16 protein-coding genes and 1 tRNA gene are annotated in these 19,689 nt (G+C 47.8%); 4 read left to right on the top strand and 13 right to left on the bottom strand.

The window, feature by feature from the left end:
• Nucleotides 1–216: 216 nt before the first annotated feature.
• From DWW90_RS13865 to DWW90_RS13850, 4 genes are all read right to left on the bottom strand, one after another.
• The gene (locus DWW90_RS13865; RefSeq protein WP_122345391.1) at nucleotides 217–2,583 is read right to left on the bottom strand and encodes an ABC transporter permease; all 2,367 of its coding nucleotides are present in this window, start codon (nucleotides 2,581–2,583) and stop codon (nucleotides 217–219) included.
• 46 nt (nucleotides 2,584–2,629) lie between these two features.
• Nucleotides 2,630–3,631 carry a DUF4837 family protein gene (locus DWW90_RS13860; RefSeq protein ID WP_122345390.1) on the bottom strand — a complete coding sequence of 334 codons (1,002 nt, stop codon included), beginning with the start codon at nucleotides 3,629–3,631 and terminating at the stop codon, nucleotides 2,630–2,632.
• Nucleotides 3,632–3,824: 193 nt separating this feature from the next.
• Nucleotides 3,825–4,469, bottom strand: coding sequence for a hypothetical protein (locus DWW90_RS13855; RefSeq protein WP_122345389.1), 645 nt, complete (start codon nucleotides 4,467–4,469; stop codon nucleotides 3,825–3,827).
• A gap of 5 nt (nucleotides 4,470–4,474) precedes the next feature.
• The gene (locus tag DWW90_RS13850) at nucleotides 4,475–6,544 is read right to left on the bottom strand and encodes an RNA degradosome polyphosphate kinase (RefSeq protein WP_122345388.1); all 2,070 of its coding nucleotides are present in this window, start codon (nucleotides 6,542–6,544) and stop codon (nucleotides 4,475–4,477) included.
• A 58-nt stretch (nucleotides 6,545–6,602) separates the two neighbouring features.
• Between DWW90_RS13850 and DWW90_RS13845 the strand changes: the two genes are divergently transcribed.
• Complete coding sequence (locus DWW90_RS13845) at nucleotides 6,603–7,097, top strand: metallophosphoesterase (protein ID WP_122331881.1); 495 nt, start codon at nucleotides 6,603–6,605, stop codon at nucleotides 7,095–7,097.
• On the opposite strand, the gene DWW90_RS13840 is transcribed toward DWW90_RS13845, so the two are convergent.
• The 3 genes from DWW90_RS13840 to DWW90_RS13830 all read right to left on the bottom strand — a co-directional run bounded on the left by DWW90_RS13840 (nucleotide 7,094) and on the right by DWW90_RS13830 (nucleotide 11,303).
• Nucleotides 7,094–8,215 carry a hypothetical protein gene (locus DWW90_RS13840; RefSeq protein WP_122345427.1) on the bottom strand — a complete coding sequence of 374 codons (1,122 nt, stop codon included), beginning with the start codon at nucleotides 8,213–8,215 and terminating at the stop codon, nucleotides 7,094–7,096. The two genes, DWW90_RS13845 and DWW90_RS13840, sit on opposite strands and share 4 nt — an antisense overlap.
• A 61-nt stretch (nucleotides 8,216–8,276) precedes the next feature.
• Nucleotides 8,277–9,122 carry a lipoyl synthase gene (gene lipA / locus DWW90_RS13835; protein WP_122345387.1) on the bottom strand — a complete coding sequence of 282 codons (846 nt, stop codon included), beginning with the start codon at nucleotides 9,120–9,122 and terminating at the stop codon, nucleotides 8,277–8,279.
• A gap of 6 nt (nucleotides 9,123–9,128) precedes the next feature.
• On the bottom strand, nucleotides 9,129–11,303 hold the full coding sequence (locus DWW90_RS13830; RefSeq protein WP_122345386.1) for a S9 family peptidase: 2,175 nt from the start codon (nucleotides 11,301–11,303) through the stop codon (nucleotides 9,129–9,131).
• A 192-nt stretch (nucleotides 11,304–11,495) separates the two neighbouring features.
• Between DWW90_RS13830 and DWW90_RS13825 the strand changes: the two genes are divergently transcribed.
• Nucleotides 11,496–12,452, top strand: coding sequence for a TIGR01212 family radical SAM protein (locus DWW90_RS13825; RefSeq protein WP_115501170.1), 957 nt, complete (start codon nucleotides 11,496–11,498; stop codon nucleotides 12,450–12,452).
• On the opposite strand, the gene DWW90_RS13820 is transcribed toward DWW90_RS13825, so the two are convergent.
• The 3 genes from DWW90_RS13820 to DWW90_RS13810 form a co-directional block, all read right to left on the bottom strand.
• The gene (locus DWW90_RS13820) at nucleotides 12,412–12,909 is read right to left on the bottom strand and encodes a DUF4251 domain-containing protein (RefSeq protein ID WP_122345385.1); all 498 of its coding nucleotides are present in this window, start codon (nucleotides 12,907–12,909) and stop codon (nucleotides 12,412–12,414) included. The genes DWW90_RS13825 and DWW90_RS13820 overlap by 41 nt on opposite strands.
• A 169-nt stretch (nucleotides 12,910–13,078) precedes the next feature.
• Complete coding sequence (locus DWW90_RS13815; RefSeq protein ID WP_115501172.1) at nucleotides 13,079–13,534, bottom strand: DoxX family protein; 456 nt, start codon at nucleotides 13,532–13,534, stop codon at nucleotides 13,079–13,081.
• Between the two features lie 109 nt (nucleotides 13,535–13,643).
• Nucleotides 13,644–13,717: transfer RNA gene (locus tag DWW90_RS13810), tRNA-Arg, on the bottom strand.
• A gap of 197 nt (nucleotides 13,718–13,914) precedes the next feature.
• Between DWW90_RS13810 and asnA the strand changes: the two genes are divergently transcribed.
• Both asnA and DWW90_RS13800 read left to right on the top strand, forming a co-directional pair.
• Nucleotides 13,915–14,952, top strand: coding sequence for an aspartate--ammonia ligase (gene asnA / locus DWW90_RS13805; RefSeq protein ID WP_122345384.1), 1,038 nt, complete (start codon nucleotides 13,915–13,917; stop codon nucleotides 14,950–14,952).
• A gap of 80 nt (nucleotides 14,953–15,032) precedes the next feature.
• On the top strand, nucleotides 15,033–15,695 hold the full coding sequence (locus DWW90_RS13800; RefSeq protein ID WP_122345383.1) for a uracil-DNA glycosylase: 663 nt from the start codon (nucleotides 15,033–15,035) through the stop codon (nucleotides 15,693–15,695).
• A gap of 1 nt (nucleotide 15,696) precedes the next feature.
• On the opposite strand, the gene DWW90_RS13795 is transcribed toward DWW90_RS13800, so the two are convergent.
• The 3 genes from DWW90_RS13795 to DWW90_RS21025 form a co-directional block, all read right to left on the bottom strand.
• The gene (locus tag DWW90_RS13795; protein WP_122345382.1) at nucleotides 15,697–18,453 is read right to left on the bottom strand and encodes a putative LPS assembly protein LptD; all 2,757 of its coding nucleotides are present in this window, start codon (nucleotides 18,451–18,453) and stop codon (nucleotides 15,697–15,699) included.
• A gap of 65 nt (nucleotides 18,454–18,518) precedes the next feature.
• Nucleotides 18,519–19,061, bottom strand: a complete 543-nt coding sequence (locus DWW90_RS13790; RefSeq protein WP_115501176.1) for an HD domain-containing protein — start codon at nucleotides 19,059–19,061, stop codon at nucleotides 18,519–18,521.
• A gap of 432 nt (nucleotides 19,062–19,493) precedes the next feature.
• Nucleotides 19,494–19,565: a DUF6383 domain-containing protein gene (locus DWW90_RS21025; RefSeq protein ID WP_368665689.1), complete on the bottom strand. Its 72-nt coding sequence runs from the start codon at nucleotides 19,563–19,565 to the stop codon at nucleotides 19,494–19,496.
• Nucleotides 19,566–19,689 lie beyond the last annotated feature (124 nt).

The raw sequence follows: 19,689 nt of genomic DNA, 5'->3' as shown, positions 1-19,689 counted from the left end.
ATCACTTTGACGGCGTTTCCGGTTTTCAGTAATCAGATTGCACGCTTTTTGGAATGGGCTGCGCACCTCATTTTATCTGTTGTCAGTTGAACAGGCTAAAACAATGAAAAAAGTCAGTTCAAAATCGATCAAGATTTCAGATGAAATAGAAAAACGCCAGAAAAAGGGGTTATTGTAGTTTCTGTTTGCAGAAGATTCAAAATTTGAATCGGTAGCTCACTCGCTCTTCACCACATCCGCCGGATTACTGTTGGCGGCCTTCAATACCTGTCCCAAAACTGTTAGCAGGACTACCATAACGACACCCGTAATCACTCCCGCCAACAACCACCAGGGGATATTCGTACGATAGGCATATCCTTGTAACCAACGGCTCATAGCAATGTAGGCCAACGGAAGTGCAACGACACCCGCAAAGACAACCAACGATGTGTATTCACGGAAAAACATACGGACAATGCTGTTCACCTCAGCCCCCACCACTTTACGGATGGCAATCTCCTTGCGACGACGCCGGGATGCAGCGGCAGCTACGGCATAAATGCCGAATAACGAGATCAGCAGGCAGACGCCCGCCAAGACGGAAAACATTTTCAGACCTGCCTGTTCCGACTGGTTGAGACGATCGTACAACTCGCTTATCGGCGTCAGATGCGCATCGACCAACGTTGCATCGATATCAGGAAGCATAGCGGTAACCCGCCGTATAACCTCCATTTCCTGCCCGGGCGTGACATGGATATACAAGGTATTATACAGAGCTGGAGACTGCACAAAGAAAGTCGGACTGATGCGGTTACGGAGCGACAGCGTGTGAAAATCGCGAACCACACCCGCCACTTCGTAGTCCTCCATCATCGAATTATCATCAAAAGAGGGCATACGGACAATAGAACCCACCGGTTCGCTAAGTTCCATCACCCGGACAGCTTCTTCGTTGAGAACAATCTTTTTGGTTTGACCTTCGTCCCACCATTCCCCCATAAGCATTTTCAGTCCGAATGTTTCGGCAAACCGGCTGTCGGTAAAGAGAAGGTTAAAAGCCGGCTTCTCTGATACCGGTTTTCCCGGCCAATCCACATCGGTGACTGTCGTAAAGGGGCTCGCTTTGTGTTGGGGCTCGAAGCTGGCATCGGTGATATTTTCGATTTGCGGGATAGCCGCAAGTTCATGTATCAGGACCTTCTCCACTTTTCCCGAATAATCCGTAAACCCGGACAACTGTATGATCCCGCGACGGTCGAACCCTAAATCTTTATGGTTGACAAAACTCATTTGCATCATAACGACCCATGCTGCAACAATGAAAACCACACTGACAACAAGTTGCAAGGACACAGCCATACGCCGCAACGCCGGCCTACCGATTGCCTGTCCTTCCGGCCGGGGACGCATAGCCAACCGGCTCAACCGCCAGAAAAGGACAGAACCGACGGACATCATCAACACCATCACTCCCATACCGCAAACAGCAAGCAGCAGAACGACCTGCACCATCCCGATCTCAATCCCGAGCAAACCGGAAAAGAGCGGACAGGCAATTACGACGAAACAACAAGCCGGCAACAATGCCAAAAGGATAGAACAAGACAGCTCGAACATCATCTGCCAGATGAGTTGCCCGCCCGACGCACCATGCACCGTACGCAAGCGTAACTCGCGGATGCGTTGGCGGAAAAGGTCGAGATGCAGGTTCAGGAAGTTGAATATCGCCGTAAGCAACAACAAGATTCCGGACGCCACGAAAAGCCCGATAAAATTCATGGTAAACGGAGCATCGGAATCCAGCTTGTGGCGGACATCGCCAATAGGAAGCATCCGCAACTCGATATCGGGATTGGTGCCCAGCCGCGAAGCGAGATCGCGCAACTGCTCAGCTATTTCTCCGGTATTCGCGTGAGGATTGAACTTCACATACAGTTCCATAAAGAACATCTTCCACTGTGACTCTTCCGGGAACTCGGAGAAAGATTTCAGCATATCGTGATAAATGATAGCATCAAACAGCAGATTACTGTTGGGCGGCAGGTCTTTTATTACGGCTGTGACCGTGTAAGGCGGCCAATCCGCCCTGATCGTATTTTGCACCTTCTGACCGATCGCTTTCTCCGCATCGCCAAACAGACGTACGGCCATCGTTTCCGTAAGAATCATGTTATTAATAACTTGCAGTGGCTGCACGGCATCTCCGCTAACAAATGTCTGTGGGAAAACACTGAAAAAAGTATTGTCGGCATAAAGCATACTCATCCGGACGTGCGGTATTTCTTCAGTACGACAATTTTCCTTTCCGCTCATCAGACAGGTAGACGCTTCCACTGCCGGAAACTGCTCACGCATCTTCTTTTCCATAATCTTCGATGCGACTTTATTCACTTTCCCCGATTGTTTTTCTACGGTATGGACGCGGTAAATATGTTCCGCATCGGGATAGAAACTGTCGTAAGAGGTTTCATAATGCATCCAATAGAGTGCAGGGACGAAACAGGCCAGTCCGAAAGCCAACCCGAAAATACCGGTAAACGACTGCGTCTTGTATTTCCACATATTGCGGAAAGCGATTTTAAAGTAGTGTGCAAACATAACAATAGGCTGATTTAAATAAGGTTATCCCGTCAGAATCAAAATATCAATTAAACTTGAACGTATAAAGCGCCGCCTCCCCGCGCCGGAGCAGTTTGGCCTTTTTGGTATTCGGGGCATAGACGAAGGTTTCCGCCACGACCACCCGCTGGTTCTTTTTGTCCAGATAGGCATGGCTTATGAACGGGCCGCCCATCATATCGCCTTCCAGTTCCCACAAACCCCTCACTACGCCACAATATTCACCGTCCCGATTGATCGCTTCGTAAGAAGGAGGAAGGCGTTTAACAGTCGTCATATAGGAATTAGGGAAAGCGCCCGGTATCTGCTCCCCTAAAATGGAATCGCGCATCGACACAAGATAATCCAAAGTAAATGTCCGGTTACTGGTATAAGGGAAACTGTAGACTATCAGATCGGTTCGTCCTTGTTTGCCATGATCCGTCACCCAAAAGAAATCCGCCGTGTCCTTATAAGAACACATCTCTTCCGGCACATACAAACTGGCATTAAAACGTTCCTTCACCTTCTCGTTCACCCAGGCGCTATGCGCTCTTTCGAGATAACCGGCAGACCGCTCACGCTCCTTTCCCTCCAGATAAGCGACCAATGAAGCTCCGTGTTCCGTCAGATACTCCATCAACTGTTGAGAGGAAGGGACATTCAGCGTGACGACTTCCTGTCCGGTAGCCCATACGTCCTTCTCTTTGTGAACCGACACTTTCGTATATTGGGACGGATTAACCCGGACCACCATAATATTGCGGACGTAACGCAGAAGGCCGTCAAACTGCGACGGTTCGGCATATGTCACCCGCATGGTCGGTTCGTTTTGCGGCAGTCCCGGAATGGAAGCCGTCAACTGGCCATACAACAATCGTCCGGCTTCTCCCTTCCATGCATCTTTGTCCATTACGACCAGGACTTCATAAGCAAACCCGGTTGCCCGCTTCATAAAGATGGACTGTTTCGGCTTTGAAGACCGGTTACACGATGTCCCGCCTATCAGGGCAAGCAGGATCACGATTAATAAAGATTGTGTTCTCATTCTATTATCTCCTATCAGGTTTTCTTAAAAACTAAATTCACACGGAGCAAAGGTAGAGAGATGATTTAAGAAGAGGAAGAAACGATGCCGGACAAACAAATAAACAAATAAACAATTGACAAACAAAAAGATAAGTTCAGCAAAGCCACATCAGACACACGATATGGCGGACAATCGGATTGCTTTTTTACAGCTAATATAAACGGATAAACTGGTCCAGATCGGTCTTCTCATCCAACTGAAGCTTTTTCTTCAACCGGTTTTTAGACTTGGTCAAGGCATCGGTGGTATTGTTGAAAACGGCCAACTGCTCCTTCCGGGAGAAGTTCCATTTAACAAGGCAACAGATTTCCTGTTCGTGGCGGGTGATCCCCTGTTTCGCCTTTAAATCGGTCAAGATATGATTAAAGAGCATATCCGTATAATGCAGTATCTCGTTCCATTCGGTACGCGTCAGATTGGTGTGGAGCGGGTCTTCCTTCAGCTGGATCAGCATAGACAGGACATTCGCATCGGCCAGGTCGATCCGTTCGCTTGCGCGTAGCTTCTGCTGGTAAAACTCGAGGTCGGACATCCGTTCGCGATACTGTTCGGACTCGGCTGTCAGATGTTGCAATTCTTCTTCCAGCTGCTTCACCTGCCGGGCATACTCATAGCGTTCCTTTTGTTGCCGGCAAAGCATGGCCTTATTACGCTTCATCTTTTCCTTGACCTGCCGGAAACGTTCCTGCCTGCTCCCCGTCCGCCGTCCGATCAGGAAACCGAGCAAAGCGCCCGCTATCAGCGCAACACAACCCAAACTAAACAGGACGAACGTCCAGGAAGAAGACATATCCATACCGCCTACATCTTATTTTTCAAATATTCATAAATAGCCAGTTGGGCACGCACCTTCTCCGGATTGCCATCCCGCTTGAAGTTGTTGCGCAACTGTTCGTCTATCAGGCAAGCCTTGACATTATCCCGCATCTGTATCTGCAAGATATGGATAATATCCTCCTTTATCTCCGGGTCCAATATCGGGAAAGCCGTTTCGATACGGCGGTTCAGGTTACGGCGCATCCAGTCGGCGGAAGTCAGGAACAGGTCTTCCTGCCCGTCATTATAGAAATACCAGATGCGCGAATGCTCCAAGAACATATCCACAATACGGGTAATCCGGATATTCCGGCTGAACGGCTGGTTAGGAACCAGGCAACAGATACCACGGACAATCAAGTCTATCTCGACACCGTTCTCACTGGCCTCATACAGTTCATCAATCATATGCTGGTCATGCAGTCCGTTCATCTTCAACACGATGCGTCCTTTACGGCCGGCTTTGACATGCTCGATCTCCCGATGAATCATCCGAGTCAGCTCCGGTACCATATTAAAACGGGCAACGAGCAAATGACGGAACGTCGGCTCATGCAGCTTCCCTTCCAGGACGGCAAACACCTTGTTGATATCCTTAATCATCTCCGCATCCGAGGTCAGCAACGCCATATCGGAATAGATACGCGCCGTCTTTTCATTGAAGTTACCGGTGCTCAGATAGGCAAAGTCGCGCCGCTTAATGCCGTCGTCCGTATCTTTACGCAGTATAACGGCTACTTTCGCATGTACTTTCAAGCCGGGGATGCTATAGATGATGCGAATACCTGCCTGCTCCATCCGCTCGGCCGTGCTCATATTGTTCTCTTCGTCGAAGCGGGCTTTCAGCTCGACAAAGACAGTCACTTTCTTTCCGTTCTGGGCGGCACTGATCAGCGTATTGATAACTGCCGAATTTTCCGCTACGCGGTATTGCGTAATCTTTATCTCGTCTACCTTCGGATCGAACGCCGCTTCCATCAGGAAACGGATCAGGTAATCAAAAGACTGGTAGGGGAAATGCAGCAATATGTCCCGTTTCTTCACCGCCCGGAAGACCGAACCCATCTCGTCCAGGAACGGTACGCGCATCGGAGACGGGATCTCCTGTTCCAACTCCTTCCCCTTCGGGTTCGGCAGCTTGATCAGGTCCTGCAGGTTGTTGTAGCGTCCACCCAAAACCAGGTCATCCACCGTAATGCCGAAAGCATTGCAGACAAACGCCAGAAAATCGTCCGGCATACTGCTGTCGTACATAAAGCGGCTCAAGGCTCCTATCTTGCGTTTCTTCACCTTCTTCCGGATGTTCTCCACGATATTGCCGCCTTTCTCGTCATCCAGGTAAATATCCGCATCCCGCGAAATCTTGATACTGTAACAGCTTTCCACCACATACCCCGGAAAGATGCTGGACAGGTTGGCCCGGATAATATCGTCGATAAACATGATATAATACTTCCCTTCATGCGACGGCAACTCGATAAAACGGGGAACTTTCGCGTACGGGATCTTCATCAAGGCATAATAATACTCTGGCACATAATCCGGCTCTGCCATCCGCTTGCTCTTCTTTATCATCCGGATAACCAGGTAAAGACGGCGGTCGCGTATAAACGTACGGATATCTCCCGCTTGTATCATCACAGGCGAAAGGAAGGGGAAGACCTCTTCGTTAAAGAAGTTGTGCACAAATTCTTCATGGAACGGTTCCGGATTGCTGTCCTGGTACAGATAGATATCCTGCCGGTTCAGCTCCTGCAATACTTTTGAAAAGATACGGTAATATTCCCGTTGCTGGCGGTTCACTTCTTCGGTTATTTCGGCCAGTATCTCTTCCGCCTCAGCACCGCTCTCATCGGTGAAATTCTTTTTCATGATCACGCCCCGGTGCTCGGCAACCCTTATTTCGTAGAACTCTTCGAGATTGGACGAATAGATAGAAAGGAACTTAATACGCTCATAGATAGGCAGCGCATCATCTTCCGCCTCCAGCAAAACGCGATAGTTGAAAGACAGCCAACTGATATCCCGTTTGAAATATTTATGTGAATTCTCCATCGTATTATTATCTTCGGTCGGTAAATATAAATACTTTTGCGAGATAAAAGAAATTGTTATGCTTAAAATAGGACTTCTTTCAGATACCCACGCCTGGTGGGACGACAAATATGCGGAATACTTCTCCGAATGCGATGAAATCTGGCATGCGGGAGACATCGGTTCGGACGGCCTGGCTGCCCGGTTGGCAGCCTTAAAACCGTTCCGCGCCGTTTATGGTAATATAGACAGTCAGTCGCTCCGCTTGCAATATCCGCAAGTCGCCCACTTCAAGGCAGAGGAAGTGAACGTGATGATGACGCACATCGGCGGATATCCGGGACGTTATAACCCGGCTATCCGCAAAGAGCTATACGACACGCGCCCCAACCTCTTCATTGCCGGACATTCGCACATACTGAAAGTAGCTTTCGACAGAAGCCTGAATTGTTTGTACATGAATCCGGGCGCGGCCGGCAAGAGCGGGTTCCATCAGGTAAGGACGCTGATACGTTTCATTATTGACGGACAACAAATCAAGGACTTGGAAGTAATAGAACTGGGACATCGTTAACAATCTCCACAACAGAAGTTTTCCGCCAGTAGAACCATATTCTGCAAATAGTCGAACTCCTGCTCGAAATATTCGCTGAAAACACCCGAGCCTAAGTTTGCTTCTATCTGTTTAGTGGTCCAGAGCTTACCGTTCGGCTGTTTGATCTGGTTCATTATCTCTTCAGAACGTACACAGATGACGTAGAGGTTGACCAAATGCTTCACCTTTTCGTTCTCGAATGTATAACGAATCAGGAACCGGGGCATCATATCTTCTTTTTCCCCTAACTCACCGATCGTTTCCCGCACAGTGCTTTCTATGCTATGGCGAAACAAAACATAACTGTAATACGGATAATCGATCGTATCCGGCGATACGAATGCTTTCTTTCCTCTCGTCACCAGATACAGCATTCCCTGGTAGATGACTGCCACACGTACAACCGGATGGTAATACTTTTTAGGCAAAGAACGGCTTACGGAACGGGCAATACAGCCGATCACCTTTCCCCCGTCATTCAACACCGGCAGCCACATTTCCTTGCGAAGACTGCCTTGCATCATCGAAATCCTTATCTGTTCATACAGGATCAGGAACACCCCGATCACGATCCCAAGCTCCCTGTACAGGAAACGCTCCATACGCACACCTTGCATCGTATCCGGCAGGATACTGTACACCAGGATGATAAACAAGTGTAATGTATAGAGATTCTGGACAAGCTGGGCAACAAAAAAGAATTCATTCAACGTAGTACGCATCAACGTCCGTTTGTAGGTCGGATGCTTGGAGGTCCGGATCTTGCGTAAGATCGACCGTTTGGCAAATCCGAGAAACGCCAATACGACAACCAGCAATACTTCAGTTATTAACGGAGAATAAATAAACAACACCGGCTCAAGCCTGATACAAAGAAAAATCGAATAAAGAACTAATGTCGTTGCGGCCGGTAATAACAGGAACTGATAGACCTTATCTTTACTAAGTATTTGAAATAAAAAAATACATACAAAACAAAAAGTAACACCGATTATGAAGGATAATAAGTATGAAAAATAATTATCCAAAAACATAAACAGCAGCAGTGGCACTAAGCCAATGGCCTGGTTATCCAGGCTCCTCTTCACTTTATTCATACCCATTCCCCCTTTTTTCCCTTTATAACATAACAAACTGTATAAAGAAATGTTCTCACCATCATACGTGTTTTTCGGCGTGATAAGAGGAACGGACCAGCGGAGCGCTCTCCACTTTATTGAACCCTTTTTGTAAAGCAATTGATTTATAGGTCTCAAACTGTTCAGGAGTGACGTATTCCTTTACCGGAATATTTTTTCGGCTGGGCTGCAAATACTGTCCGATTGTCAGGACAGAGACTCCGGCGGCCCGTACGTCATCCATCAACTCATACACTTCTTCCGCCGTTTCGCCCAGGCCGACCATGATACCGGTTTTAGCGACAACGCCTTGTCCTGCAATGCGTGCAAGCACCGAAAGGCTCACATCGTATTTGGCAGCGCTACGCACTTCCGGGCTGATCCGGCGAACCGTTTCCATATTATGGGATATAATTTCAGGAGCCGCTTCCACCACCATGTCCACTAATTCCAGACGTCCCTGGAAATCGGGTATCAGGACTTCGACAGTCGTTTCCGGGTTTACCTCTTTTATGGTACGGATCGTATCCACCCAGTGCTGTGCACCCAAATCCAGCAAATCGTCCCTATCGACCGAAGTGATCACGGCATGTTTCAGCTGCATCAGCCGGATGCTTTCCGCCACATTCGCCGGTTCTTTCGCATCCAGCGGAAGCGGTTTGCCGGTCAGCGTATTGCAAAAACGGCAGGAACGGGTGCAAATATCACCCGCAATCATAAAGGTTGCCGTCCCCCGGCTCCAGCACTCTCCCATATTCGGGCATTTCCCGCTGGTACAAATCGTATGTAAGCAGTGAGATTCCACGATAGTTTTTGTCCGTGTGAACTGCTCGTTCCCCCCCAGCCGGATCTTTAGCCAATCCGGCTTTCTCAAATGTTCTGACATTATAAGTTATAAATTATCGAATAAGAAATTAGACATTCTGGTGTACAGATGATAGCGGGTGTTTCCTCCGTAAATACTGTGGTTACGGTCTTTATAAACCTGCATTTCAAACTGTTTACCGGCTTGCACCAGTGCTTCCGCATAATCCATCGTCTGCTGGAAATGTACATTATCGTCGGCCGTACCGTGGATCAGCAACAGTTTTCCTTGCAAATCCTTCGCCAGACGGATCGGGGAAGTAGCGGCATATCCTTGAAAGTTTTCTTTCGGCGTGCGCATAAAGCGTTCCGTATAGACAGAGTCATAATATTTCCAGTCGGTAGGAGGTGCTACCGCAATGCCGGCCTTGAAAGTGCCGTTACCGACACTCATGGACATCAGCGTGTTATATCCGCCGAAGCTCCATCCCCAGATCGCCATACGGCTCTTGTCGACAAACGGCAGTTTACCTAATGCCTGCGCAGCTTCGACCTGGTCTTTCGACTCCAGTTCGCCCATACGCAGATAGGTACATTTACGGAAAGCTTCGCCCCGGGCACCTGTTCCGCGTCCGTCCACACAAACCGTGATGATACCGTTAGCAGCCAAATACTGTTCCCAATCGAAACTGTATTTATCCAACACCTGCTGGGAGTTCGGGCCGCTATACTGGAACATCAGGACCGGATATTTCTTCGATTCGTCGAAGTCCACCGGTTTCACAATCCAGGCGTTCAGTTCATAGTCGGAAGCTGTACGCACTTTGATAAACTCTTTCTTCGCATACGAGTAACCGGCCAGCTTGTCGATCAGGCGGGCGTTGTCCTGCAAGACTCGCAACACTTTGTTCGACTTCGTTTCGTTTACCGTAATCCTTACCGGCGTATTGGCATTGGAATATTGGTTTACATAATAAGCGAAGTTATCACTGAACGTGGCGTTGTTCGTACCTTCCCCGGTCGACAGTTTGGTCTTTACGCCTTTTGCGTCGACCTTATAGACAGCGCGACGCATCGGGCTTTCTTCCGCCGATTCGTAATAAACCGTCTTTGTTGCCTCGTCGTAACCTAAGAAAGCGGTTACGTCCCAGTTTCCTTTCGTCACCTGGCGTTGCATGACGCCTGTCGGTGAATACAGGTAGATGTGCGCATAACCATCCTGTTCGTTTACATACGTGAAGCTGTTCGTATAGAAATGGATGGAGTTCAACCATTCCGAATCGACATAAGCCTTGTTCTCATCCCGCAGGATCAAGCGGAACACACCGCTCTTCGGGTTGGCGTAATACATATTGAACACATTCTGATGGCGGTTCAGCGTCATCACGGCCAACTGGTCCGAATTATTGGTAAAGACAATCCGGGGGATATAACTATCCTCTTCCACGGGGACTTTCAGCATTTTCGTATCTTTTGTCGTCACATCGTAGGCATGCAACGTCACCTTCGAGTTCTTCTCGCCTGCCTTCGGATATTTATAGTCGTAATAACCGGGATAGAGTCCTGTACCGAACATCTGCATCGAGTATTCCGGCACTTCCGATTCGTCGAAACGGACAAACGCCAACTGCTCGCTGTTCGGCGACCAGGCCATCAGGTTCGTCACGGCAAATTCTTCTTCATACACCCAATCGGTGATACCGTTCAGAATCTTGTTCAGCTCACCGTCTTTCGTCACCTGTACTTCCGTATCGAAATCGAACTTACGGATCCAGATGTTGTTATCGCTCACGTAGGCAACCATCCGTCCGTCCGGCGAGAAAGTCGGAATCATCTGCTTGCTCTTGGAATCGGAGATCGGTTTCACGTAATTACGGCGCACGTCATAATCGTAAACATTTGCCCGGAACGAGCGGCGGTAAATCGGCTCCGTATCACGCCATACCAATATATGGTGCCCGGTACTGCTGATCGTATATCCCTCGAACGTATCGAACGTACATTCGCGTGCCTTTGCTGCATTAAACAGTGTATCGACAGGCGCACCTGTACGATAGGAATATTTTATAATCATGTTACGGGCATCGTTCATCGCCGTATAATGCTCGCCGTCAGGCAGCGAACGCATCTCACCGATATTAGTAACCTGGCGGAACTCTCCGTCCGTAATCTCTTTTAAATCGACACGTTTACTCCCATTCTGCGCAGACAAGCTACCGGCTAACATGAATGCAAGTAAAGCTCCAAACCCAAATCGTCTCATATATACTCTTATTGTTTTCTTAATGTTTCAAATAGAACAGATTGCAAAGTTAGTACATTCTCGCTGGATTTAACAGAAAACTGCCGACTAATAAAGGATATTTGTGTAGAACAGAGGCTCCCAGATATCATTTTATCAAATTATTAACCACCGGATATTGCCCTTTAACCATTATAAATTACCTTTGCCGGCATGGAAAACAGCAAACCATATCGGGACTTCGGTGACTTCCTTCGGGAAGTCTTTCCCCACAAAGTGCAAAAGATATCGATCAACGCCGGTTTCACCTGCCCCAACCGTGACGGGACGAAAGGTTTCGGTGGCTGCACGTATTGTAACAACCAGACGTTCAGCCCGGAATACTGCCATACGGAGAAAAGCGTGACGGAACAGCTGGAAGAAGGTGTCCGCTTCTTTTCCCGCAAATATCCGGATATGAAATACCTGGCCTATTTCCAGGCCTATACAAACACATATGATGAATTGGATTCGCTGATCGCCAAATACGAGGAAGCCCTCTCCTATCCGGATGTCAGGGGACTGATTGTCGGAACCCGCCCGGACTGTATGCCGGAGGCTTTGCTGGATTATTTCGCCGCTCTGTCCAAAGAAAAATTCGTCATGATCGAATACGGCCTGGAAAGCACACTGGACCGTACGCTCGTCCGCATCAACCGCGGCCATACGCATGCCGAATCGGAAGACGCCATCCGCCGGACAGCAGCCAAAGGCATTTATACCGGCGCCCACCTGATATTAGGCCTGCCGGGAGAAAGCCGGGACGAGATCCTGCATCATGCCGATGTCCTTTCCACGCTGCCGCTTACCACGCTGAAACTGCACCAGTTGCAACTGATCCGCAACACGCGCATGGCGAAGGAACAGGCCGAGCACCCCGAACAGTTCCACCTCTACACCGCGGACGAATACATCGAACTGGTCATCGACTTCATAGAACGATTAAACCCCTCTATTGTGGTAGAGAGGTTTGTATCGCAATCCCCCAAAGAGTTGCTGATCGCACCGGATTGGGGACTCAAAAACTTTGAATTTACGGCAAAGGTAAATAAACGTATCTTAGAACGAAATGCGCGGCAAGGACGTCTGTTCACTCCTTCTTCTTCGGAGCGACTTCTCCCTGGTAGGTAATGCTCTGCCTGTTTGTCGGCGTTACGCTTATAATGGCAGAACCGTTAGAAAACACCTGCACGTCAAAACGGAAAGTATCTTCTTTGGTACGGGTTACGAATTTAATTCGAGCGGTTCCCTTCTTCTCGAAGGTTGATTGATAATCGGTAATTGATTCTTCAAAACGCAGCCCGTCGCCTCCACCATACGGCAAAGAATACGCTCTTCCGAAATAAGGAAGATAAGAAATCGCCGAATCACCGCGCATCTCAAAAGAGTAAGGAGTCGTCAGGTTCACCGTACGCCCTCCCATTGGCAGTGCACGGTCCACATCTATCGTAAACCGCTGCTCATCTATCATTTCTTTTATCTCTTTCGCTTTCTGCTCTTTCCTTTCTTTCTTAGTCTGGGAATAAAGGGATTGCCCTCCGAGAAAGAGGACAATCCCCATAAAAAATAATAACCTGATGTTCTTCATATAACCTTAAAAACTAAACACTATTATTTGCCTTTCTATATATAAGACAACTCATAGGCTTAAAAGGTTTATTCCAATATCATTAAATTACTTTAAAATCAAAGAAAACTGATTAGCCGGGGCTATCCATTCCGTTTTGGATCATAATCGTGTCTTATTCCCGAAATAATCAAGCAGTCCTCTCCCAACGCCTTTTCCGTACCAAAGCCGACGAGAGGATACGGTCGACAGAGAATTTACCCGGCCCTGTTATATACATAAGGATGAATATGACCAGATAGATAAACGCCAACTCTTTTGCAGCAAACGGATCATTCCCGTGTATCACGAAAAAAGCCATCCCCATCGTGAAAATCATCGGAATCAGGGCCAGGCGGTAAAGCGCTCCAAAAATAAAGCCGACAGAACAAGCCACCTCTCCAAAAATCGCCAACCCTAATGAAACCGTACTCCCGACTCCCAACGGATCCGGGAAAGAGGTCGACAACACCTCAAAGTTAGCCCATTTCTGCACACCGTGCGAAAGGAATAACACCCCCAAAAGGATACGTAAAGCCAATAAAAACAGGGAAAAAGCATTTCCTTCCGGCTTGGAAGGGAAAAGGAATCTATAAATTGCTACCATAATCTTTGTTCTTTCTTAATTAGTTATTCATTTATAAAACATAAATAAAAAAGAAATGTTTACGTGTATGCCATAAAAAAGGGCTTCCGAAAACTCGGAAACCCTCGTGTGACCAGGGTGGGATTCAAACCCACGACCTTCAGAACCGGAATCTGACGCTCTATTCAGCTAAGCTACCCAGCCAAAGACAGCGCAAAAGTAGACATAATCTTGCAGGAAAACAAACGAACGGGCAAAAAAAGATTACTTTTGATATTTTGCAACCCTCCAATCGATAATCACTTCCATTTTGCAAATAAAATAAGGCATACGATTGCTATTTTGCCATTAATCATTATCTTTGCCACGCATTATTTACAAACACAAAGCACAACAAACATATGAGCTATCTAATTAAACCCGCAGGATACAGGGCTTTATTGAACTTATCGCAGACTGAGATGGGTATCAAAAAGATTAAAGACTTTTTCCAGCAAAACCTGTCTTCCGAATTGCGGTTGCGGCGTGTCACCGCCCCGTTGTTCGTTTTAAAAGGGATGGGTATCAATGATGACTTGAACGGCACGGAACGCGCAGTCACGTTTCCAATCAAAGATTTGGATGATTCCAAAGCGGAAATTGTCCATTCGCTTGCCAAATGGAAACGCCTGACACTCGCCGACTACCAAATCGAAAAAGGATACGGAATCTATACCGACATGAATGCCATCCGCTCCGACGAAGAATTGGGCAACCTCCATTCTTTATATGTAGACCAGTGGGACTGGGAACGTGTAATGGGTGCGGAAGAACGGAATGTAGACTTTTTGAAAGAAATTGTACGCCGCATCTACGCTGCAATGGTGCGCACCGAATATCTGGTTTACGAAATGTTTCCGGAAATCCGTCCGACGCTTCCCCAGCATATTCATTTCATCCACTCCGAAGAGCTATTGCAAAAGTATCCGACTTTCACCCCGAAAGAACGGGAAGATGCGATCACAAAGGAATACGGGGCCGTGTTTATCATCGGCATCGGTTGCCAGCTGAGCAACGGCAAGAAACATGACGGACGTGCTCCGGACTACGACGACTGGTCGACAGTTGCCGAAAACGGGCAGGTCGGATTGAATGGCGATTTGCTTGTCTGGGACGAAGTGCTGAACCGCTCGATGGAACTTTCATCCATGGGTATCCGTGTCGACAAAGAAGCATTGCTCCGCCAGTTGGCGATATGCGGTGCCGAAGAAAAGAAAGAATTATACTTCCACAAACGCCTCCTGAACGGCGAACTACCTTTGAGCATCGGTGGTGGTATCGGACAAAGCCGCCTGTGTATGTTCTACCTGCGCAAAGCCCATATCGGAGAAATCCAGGCAAGCATATGGCCGGAAGACATGCGCCGGGAAGCCCGTGCTGCCGGCATGTACCTTATTTAATTGAAAATTGATAATTGAAAATTGAAAATTATTTCGGATATTCGCACAACAAAGATAATTTTCAATTTTCAATTACAATTATGGACGTTAAGATAGAACAGAGCTGGAAGCAACGATTGAATTCAGAGTTTGAAAAAGATTACTTCAGACAACTGATAACCTTTGTCAAAGACGAATATCGCCAAAGAACCATCTATCCTCCCGGCCCCTGTATCTTCAGCGCGTTCGAACACTGCCCGTTCGACAAGGTCAAAGTGGTCATTTTCGGACAAGACCCTTACCACGAACCGGGACAGGCACACGGACTTTGCTTCTCCGTCCAGGACGGGACACCGTTCCCGCCGTCACTCATCAATATATTCAAAGAGATTGAAAGCGATTTAGGCAAGCCGGTTCCACAGACCGGTAACCTGTTACGCTGGGCGGACCAGGGTGTCCTGTTGCTCAACGCAACCCTGACTGTCCGTGCACATCAGGCCGGTTCGCACCAGAATAAAGGTTGGGAGGAATTTACCGATGCCGTCATCCACCGCCTGGCAGAAGAACGGAGCCATATCGTTTATATACTTTGGGGATCGTATGCACAGCGGAAAGGAGCTTTCATCGATGCGGCACACAACCTGGTACTGAAATCGGCACACCCGTCTCCCCTATCCGCTTACCGCGGCTTTTTTGGAAACAAACACTTCAGCAAAGCAAACGACTATCTGATCGCCACGGGACAGACACCGATAGAATGGTAAATTATTTCCAGGTCTGTCCGTCACGATAGTTGCTGCTCTGACGCCATTTCAGGTCTTTCAGCAGGGACGAACTTACAGCAATATTAAAGGTATAAGACTTATAAGGACCTACGGGGACGAAACTGGCGGTCATCTGCCAGCAGTGCAGGTCGCGGGTTATATTACAAGTCATGTATGAAATCTTTTTCGTATCGAAGTCGTACGTCGCATTGAAGTTAAAACGCCAGTTCTTCGTCGGCTGGATATTACCGTTAAAGCTCAACGCATGCGTCAACTTATAATTATATTCCATTTTACTCGGATTAAAATCACCATAACGCAACTGCATACTATAGCTGAACGAAAGGCTCCAAGGCACCTTATTGATCATATAGCCATACGAATCATACTCGCCCGTCTCTTTCTTCGCACCCCGTAAGCGGCCGCCTTCCGTTTTTGCTTGCTGGTCGCCCTCCTCTCCCGGAGAGATTTGTTCAAATTCGGGATCGTTCGTGGCGTTCGGATCGGCAGGAGGATTGTTGGAGTCGTCCTTGTCTTTCTTGCCAAACAACTTGCCGAACGTATCGTTATTAAAGGTATAAGAGAAGCTCGTTCCCGTCTGGCGCAGACGACCGAGGCCCTTACCGGCTTTCCAACGCGGGATATCCAGACGGCGAACCGTCTTTGTCGCATCGTCATACCCGTATGTGTAGGTATCGAACGTACCGTTCAGGTTCAAAGTATAGCTCTTGGAGAATTTAAGACGCAGACCGACACTCAAGTCGCTCCACTTGAATGAATCGGCTGCCATGTTATAGCTCATACCCAACGATAGCTTATCGATCAGGCTGATCTTGCGCTCACCCGTCGAATCGCGATCCGACTTAATCTTCATTTCGAGGTTGTTATCCAACTGGAAGCTCACACTCCCCGACTTCCCGTTTGGAGCCGTTCCGAACATACCGCGCTCAAAAGGCGAATAAGAAATATGTTGTTCCTGGCCGTACTGGTCTTCATAAGTGAGATCCTTCCAAAAACCATATTTGGCAGCTCCGAAATCCGGCGTATAGCTCAAAGTGACGGAAGGCTCGAAGCGATGGCGTATCATCTGAATCTTATCTCCTAAAAACGGCAACGGCTTGTAGAAACCGTACAAAGTTGTAGAAGCGGAAACGGACGTGCTATAGTCGAACACACGATAGAAACCGTAAGTCGTATCGCGGTCCACCACCGTCTTCTTCTGCATATCGTAGGCCTTTTCCACTTTATTGGTATACCAGCGTTCGGTATAGCTGAGCGACGGAGAGATATTCAGATATTTGAGCAATGTAAAGGTTGCGCTGACCGGAATCTGGTGCTGCATGGCGTTCCGCCAATCCTTTACCAGGCTCGACTTAAAGAGTTTGTCTTCCTTCGTATCGATGCTGTTACGCAGATAACCGTTATAACTCATGGAAATCTTTTCATACCAACGTTCCTTGCCGACAGCGCTTTTCCGCTTGAACGGGAAGATACGGCTCATGGTAATCGTGATATCGGGCAGCGTCAGCGAGATCGTCGAGTCTTTGGAACGCTGGTTCACATTCATGGTAGCCGAGAGGCTGAACGGGTTATTCGGGAAACGTTGCGTCAAACTGATACTGGAACCTTTCGTATTCTGGTTCGCATCTGCAAACCCTTGCGAACCGGGATAGAAACTGTTCAGGTTATTACGGTCGTAGCTACTGGTCGCGAAGTTCACACTGGCCGAGAACGTCCGGTAAGGGTTTGCTTTCGGGTCCTGCGAATGCGTCCAGTTCAATTTAAAGTCTTTCGACAGGCTATAGTCAGGAAGTCCTTTGTCTCCCAAACGGGTAACCAGGTAAGAGGCGTTGAAACTACCCGAAAACTTATACCGCTTGCGGTAAGAAGAACGAGCCGACAGCCCCCATGAACCTTTCGTATAGATTTCACCGGTCAAAGCCAAGTCCATATAATCGCTCAATGCAAAGTAATATCCCCCGTCACGCAGGTAGAAACCGCGCGAACTTTCATCACCGAACGTCGGCATGATGACACCGGAAGAATACGAACTGGAGAACGGGAAGAAACAGAACGGCAAGCCGATCGGGTAAAGGGGCACATCCTCGAACACCATATAAACCGGTCCGGTCACAATGTTCTTTTTCGGACGGACTTTCGCCTTTGTCATCTGGATATAGAAGTGGGGATGGTCGTGCTCATCGCAAGTCGTATAGCGTCCGCCCACCATATTCAGGACATCATTATCCATCTTTTTGGTACGTCCGGCGGTCACATATCCTTCGCCCTGCTGCGTGATTACATCCGTAATATACCCCTTTTTCGTACCGAAATTATAGCGCATCGTCTTGGATTCGTATTGCTGGTCGCCATCCTTAAAAAGCGGATAACCGAATTCTTCCCCGATCGAGTCAAGGCCGAAGGTAGCATACACTAAGCTACTGTCCATATTCATCTCTATATTCTCGGATTGGAGTTCGATCTGTTGATATTTTACGTTGCTTTCCCCAAACAGATAGGCCCAGTTATTACCGGTCATAATGATCGAGTCTTTTGCCTCATACGAAACCGGCGCATCCAGCCCCGCCTGCTTTCTCGGAACGGTATCCAATACAGCCACACTGTCGGCAGGCACGATCGTATCGCCCACAACAGCCAGTACCGTGTCGGTTGGAGCAATAAGTTCCTGCGCCTCAGTCATCAGGTTTCCGGTGAGGAAAAACAACAAAATAATCAGGCATTTGTATTTCAAAAACATTCCGTCGTTATTTGCAGTGTGTTACAGCGGGCAAATGTATAACTTTTTAGTGAGCCAATCCCTTTTTATTCCCCTAAAAAGAGTTTACACCAGTTATCAAACCGCATAACAGTGTCATTCCCATACTTGGAAAGCCCCTGTTTAACCTTTTCGACAGACTTCTCTTTATCCAGTTTCGTTTTGCTATAAAACTTATCGGCGAAACAAATCAATTGTTCTTCCAGGGTTTCCGGCATAAAGTCGCGATGCGGAAGGGGCAAGTTGCGTTCTTCGATCATCGCCAGCGTAATACCCGTTCCGGTATGCCGCTCGCACACACGGGCATGGCGGGGATAACCTTCCGCCCGCATCAGCTCGGCGCCGAGGTAGCCGTGGCAAATATATTCGGCATCACCGTAACAAGCAATATCGGGAGCGTTACAACGGAAAATACCTATATCGTGCAGCATCGCCGCTTCTTCCACAAAAGTCAAGTCGAGATTCATCTCCGGATGCATCCGGGCTATGGCCAAGGCCTTATCAGCCACGCTTCTACTATGAATAACCAATATCCGGTACACTTCCGAGTCTACCGGGTAGTATTTGGCTATAATATCTAAAGGGTTCATATTTTCCTATATCTTTATATTGGATGACAAAGATAAAGAATAGATAACGACTATCAAAATAATAAGATATGAGACGGATTCGAGAAGGGGGGCTTATTATAGTTCCGGATACGGCACGTCAAGCACAGGGACAAAGAAGCGGCAACCCTATAAAACGACAAAGCCCCGGAAGTGTTACCATCTTCCGGGACTAATCTTTTGTATGCTTTCGTCCTTCACAGGGCTACAGGCTACATTGAACTTTTAATTCAATTACTTTAGTATTATTAATATTAAACTTGACCGCTTGTTCGCCTGTCACAGGGTAATTGGTGTTGATTGGGATAAACGGATATTCATCCGTAATGTAGAGACGGACGGCCGTCCGTCTCTACGCGCATCCCGCACAACCCCGCGCAATCTATTTAGAATTATTTGATTATAAATTCATTCTTATTTTACGATTGCCTTTACAGCATCTTCACCTTCGATAGCAACTACGACTACACCGGCAGGAGCAGCGATTGTTGCGTTGTCTCATCCGTAATGTAGAGACGGACGGCCGTCCGTCTCTACGCGCATCCCGCACAACCCCGCGCAATCTATTTAGAATTATTTGATTATAAATTCATTCTTATTTTACGATTGC

This window comes from Parabacteroides sp. AF17-28 (genome assembly GCF_003479205.1).
Classification (GTDB): domain Bacteria; phylum Bacteroidota; class Bacteroidia; order Bacteroidales; family Tannerellaceae; genus Parabacteroides; species Parabacteroides acidifaciens.
This window is presented reverse-complemented; position numbering and strand designations above follow the sequence as displayed.